This window comes from Candidatus Cloacimonadota bacterium, from assembly GCA_020532355.1.
Taxonomy (GTDB): Bacteria; Cloacimonadota; Cloacimonadia; order Cloacimonadales; family Cloacimonadaceae; genus UBA5456.
Genome location: JAJBBD010000160.1, coordinates 1 through 5,128 on the forward strand (window position 1 = coordinate 1; position 5,128 = coordinate 5,128).

Here is a 5,128-nt window from a genome sequence, read left to right on the forward strand (position 1 = left end):
GGATTCCATAACCATATTGGTTACCTTCGATTATGTTCCCCTGTAGTGAGAAGAACTTTCCATGTCCAGACTCAAACAAAGATAATCCAGTATAGTAGTTGGATATCAAATTGTCTGTGATTTTGAAATTTGGGAATGAATAGATTCTTATTGCTGTAGAGTCAGGTTGGTCGTGGAAATACGAATCAACGATGGACACCATCATATCATCGTTACCAACAACTGTATTCACTGCGTCCAGGGTGGAAGCGGAGAACTCGGTATTCATGACATCAAGACTCTGATTTTTGTGGGCAAGAAGGCTGTTAACAAACATGCTATTCTCGATACTGAGATAGGTTCCTTCCGTTTGCAGCTTTACTCCTAGAGCACTGGAGTCATGGAACGACAGTGAGGAGGCATCCTTTAATTTTACATGGTATGCTGCCCCGCTGTTTTCAGAAACGAAAGAGATATTGTTTCGAGTTTCCAGAGTACTATTCTCTACATATAAAGAGCCGTTTGGTTCAAAGAAAACCGAAACGTTATCCTCAATAATCAGTACTTTGCCGTTGGATAAAGTGATTGGAGATGAAACGGTTATACAGGCATCATCCCATATCGTTAGTGAATCAACCGGGTCGATGCTTATGGTGGTGCCGCTATATTCATAGGCACCGATATCAATCCTGCCGCCAATTATTCTGCTACGATTATTCAAATCCGTACTAGTATGGTACACATTATCATAACCACTATTTACGCAGGGACTGTCTGGCTTTAGATTATAGTTATGCATGTCATTGATCATTAGGGGAGATTCGCCTGCGTCTCCATAACAGTCATCGAAGCTTGCTGATGAACCAGTAAGGCACACTAATGCATTTGGCGTTTGGGAAATGAAGCTGGTGAGCACTGGCATAGATGCCCCATTTATCATGTAAACTTCAAAACCGTTTGGTGAGGAGTTTGACCACTGCAAGTTGTTAGTTGATTCCAGCCTGGAATGATCGAGGAAAACTCCTCCACCTGAGTCTATACCTTCATTGTGTGCTATTGTGTTGTTGCTGAGTTCGACTTCAGCATCTTCAAGGTATACACCACCTCCATGAGCAGCAAAATTGTTGCTGATCTGATTATTTACCACGATTTGCCTACCAGAGTTTTGGATGGCTACTGCCCCTCCCTTCGAGGTGCTTGAGTTATCGGTAAATTTAGAGAGACTGATATTAGTATTTGCTGCGCAGTTATGCATTCGGATGGCACCACCAACCTCACAATTTGTTGAATCTGCGGTTCCATTTGCTGTGAACACATTTCTCAAGAGATTGCTCTCTGTCGCCAAGTTTATAAGTTGGATAGCTCCACCATACTTGGCTTTATTGCCTGTAAAGGTATTGTCAGCTATGTTGCTCATTGATTCGTTGTTAAGTATTGCGCCTCCGGCATAAGCATAGTTTGAATCAAACATGTTCTGGTTGATTTCAGCCTCGGCTCTGTCAACTATACCAATCGCTCCGCCACCATGAGCTACAGCGATGATGCCCGATTTATCGGCTCCAAGGGCTATGCTATCAATGAATTGATTCCCGAAAATGCGATGCATCCCGGCACTTGCATAGATGCTACCTCCTGTCCCTGCTGCAAGGTTAGCGAGAAACTGGTTATCAACAACAGTGTGTTCAGTATCGTATGTACCGGATTTTATCAATGACAACGCTCCCCCAGAAAAGCCATGCATCCCCGAGGACACACTTGCATCCAGAGGATAACCTGCCGTATTCAGACTAAAATGGTTATCTTGCAAATGTAGATTAGTATCCATGGCACAGATCGCTCCACCAGTGCCTTCTCTTACTTTATTCCCTGTAAAACTGGAGTTTGCTACAAATAGAGTGTCGTGTGGGGAAAAATTAGTGACATAAATGGCGCCTCCACTATCAGATGCCTGATTGCCACTGAATGAGCAATAGTCGATCTGTAACGCGAGATAGCCATTGATGTACATCACCCCACCATTAACCGCATCATGATCTATGGGAGTAAGATCAGAATATGCTTTACCGTTTGAAAAGGAACAGTGCAGGAATCTCGAACTTCCAGCTGAAAGACCACCCTCAAAGCTGAACCCATACCAAGAATTGTTTCCCGGAGCTGTACTAAAGGTTATCCTTGAGGTATCTGTCCCTTGAGCATCAATTGAGCCCAATACCTTGATCATGGAGTTGTTCGAGGCAAGAAACGATACACTAGGATCAATATGCAATGTCCCTGTGCTCGTAACCTCAAGATCATTGATGAAGTGGGTAGGAGAATACGTAATCTCCACATAGTCAGGGATGATGTCCCTTGTGAACTCCCAATAAGGTCCCATGTATTCATAAGCTCCGATATCTATTATGGGGGTTCCGTTGTTAACATTGATTCTTGGATTTCCAATAACATCGACCCCCTCCAGTGCTGAATCCCTGGTACCCGTATTTACGCATAAGGATGTTTTACTCAATTGATAGGGTACAGGGCCTGCTGTGTCAAAGCTGGGGTCTTCTGTGATACAGTTTATTGTTGATACGCTCGCAAAAGTTCCACTGACGACATTTAGGGTATCCTCAATGGCACAATTAACCAAGTCAATGCTCTGAGCATTGATGCAATGAATTGGACTTCCCAGTGTAAGTGAATCACTATAGATAATCGTGTTCACTATGGTCACGGCTAAGGAATCGCAAACCAATGCCCAACCTATATCTGTAGCAATATTATCTGCAATGGTATTGTTTTCGAATCTGCCAACAATACTCTTCAGATACATACCTGCACCAAGTGAGGCCGTATTCTTAAGGATAGCATTGCTTGTGATATCGCCTTCCCCTTGTTGATAGACTGCCCCACCAGCATGAGCTCTGGACAATTTGATTTCATTTGCATTCAGAACCTTCACTGTGACAGGTTGCTTTGCTTGGCCTTTACCGGATTTCGCAGAATCGCTCTGAATGTAGATAGAGCCTCCCTTACCTGAAAGCGAATCCGCACGACAATCTACAAATTGGTTACGGGACAATATGTAATCGGAGTCAAACATGGCAATGGCACCGCCAAACTCACTCGCTGAGCAGTTTTCAAAGGTCGAGTTTTGAACCACAACCGAGCCTGCTGCAGAGGAAATGGCACCTCCCTTACTTGAAGCCGTGTTTTGATTGAAAGAAACATTCTCAACAGATAATGAAGCAGTTGCACCAGCCAAAGCAATGGCACCTCCGGATAATCCTCTATTCAAGTTGAAACTTGTTCCATCATGAATAGTTAATTGACCACCAGCATGATAGATAGAACCACCATTGCAGCTATAATTAGCAGTTTCAGGTGAGTCGCCATTATCATTGAACACACCTTGAGAAATAGCTACATTGCTCTGATCTCCAACAATGGCTATTGCTCCGCCATATATGGATTCGTTGCCAATAAAGGTCGATTCCATTAAGCTTGCATTGGCACTATCGAGATATACGGCTCCCCCAATTTCTTGGGCAGCATTGCTGCTGAACGTAGTCTCATACATCGATAATTCTGCTTCGCTGCCAATAACCGAAATAGCACCACCTTCTGCTGCTGAGTTTTCTGCTATCTGAGTTGCATAAACTGAGATATTGGCATCTTCAGCAAACAAAAATCCTCCAGATTGTTGAGCCTGGTTGCTGCTAAAGGTAGAGCCATTTATGGATAGATTTGATCCACTTCCAATAGCTGATATTGCTCCACCCTTGAGGGCAGTACCATTAGTAATACTACACTCAGATAATTGAACCATTCCATTGTTGAGATATATTGCCCCCCCCTTGTGCTGCGAATGACTGCTTTCAATATCTACATTGTTTAGCAGTATACTATGGTAGTCATTGGAGTGAATTGCCCCTCCACCCTCTTCAAACCTTGAATAATCATTTGTATTGATGATGGTCAGACTATCCAGCCTTGACTCACCGGTTAGATTACTCTCGAAAACGAATCCTTTCCAACTTGCCAGAGAATCAACTCCCGCAAAAGACACGCCATACAATTGGTTAAGCGATCGTCTTGCATGCAATTCACCAGACACATTAAAGCCACAGGTTGAATCAGATTGCACTGATACTGCGTCCTTATAGGGACGAATCGTAAGTCTTGCTTGGGGACTTACCTGAACGCTGGATTTAACTTCAATTTGCGGGCAACTCCATAGTGTATCTGCCAGAACAATATTTGAGACTTGGGTTTCCGTTGGAGTATCCGTAACAACTAGGGGAATACCTTGTCCAAATAACGAAATTGCCCTTTCCGGATTGTAGGCATCGTTGCATCTAATACTGATGTGGGTAGAATCCGCACCGATCAAAAAAGGCTTGTACCTTGCATAAACAAAAATAGAATCACCCGGAGCCAACTGGATCTGGTGATTATACCCCGCACCATGCCATGTAAAAACTTTTGGCATCTCAATACTATCTCGTTTGGGAATCTTGCTTCTCTGCTGTTGGAGACTGCTTCTGCTATGAGTCTGATCGGATTGGCTTCTAACACTGGATTTTGCTCTTATGGGAGTTTCTTTAGATTGTCTCAAACCCATAGAGTTCTGCTTATTCTCCAGAGTATCCGTCGCAGTCGCGTACTGGAATGAAGCAAACCCGTTCTCAGAGTGGGACACGTTAAGTGAATCTACCACTAATCCAATATTGCCAGTATTTTTCAAAATCAGGAATTCTCTTCCAAATGAAGGAGTGTTGTTTGCAGGGAAATCAATCATATGTAAAGAATCCGCTGATATGCTCAATTCTGCTGCAGTACCTATTCCGGTTACGTTGATCTGAATCAGACTGCATAGGCTGTCATTTGTAGCCAGAGTAACCAATTTGGTCTCATAATCAAATGCGTGATATAAGGGGCTGAACTTGATGGGAATATCCACAAACGGATTAGTATCGGGCTCTTCTTCGTCATCATCCTCATCAATTTCGATCAGATCTGTTGAACCGATGTATGCAGTTCGAATTATGTAAGGGAAGCTGATATCAGTGGAGTAGCCCTCTGGGAAGTTTGGGTTATCTAAAATCAGATCTTCTGTGCCGATGTTTTCTACGCGATATACCAAAACCTGTTCTTCGAACACTGGAAC

General features: G+C 43.3%; 1 protein-coding gene. It reads right to left on the reverse strand.

The features are described 5' to 3' along the window. The coding region (locus LHW48_05860) for a hypothetical protein (protein MCB5259986.1) at positions 1-5,128 on the reverse strand (5,128 nt) is incomplete at both ends.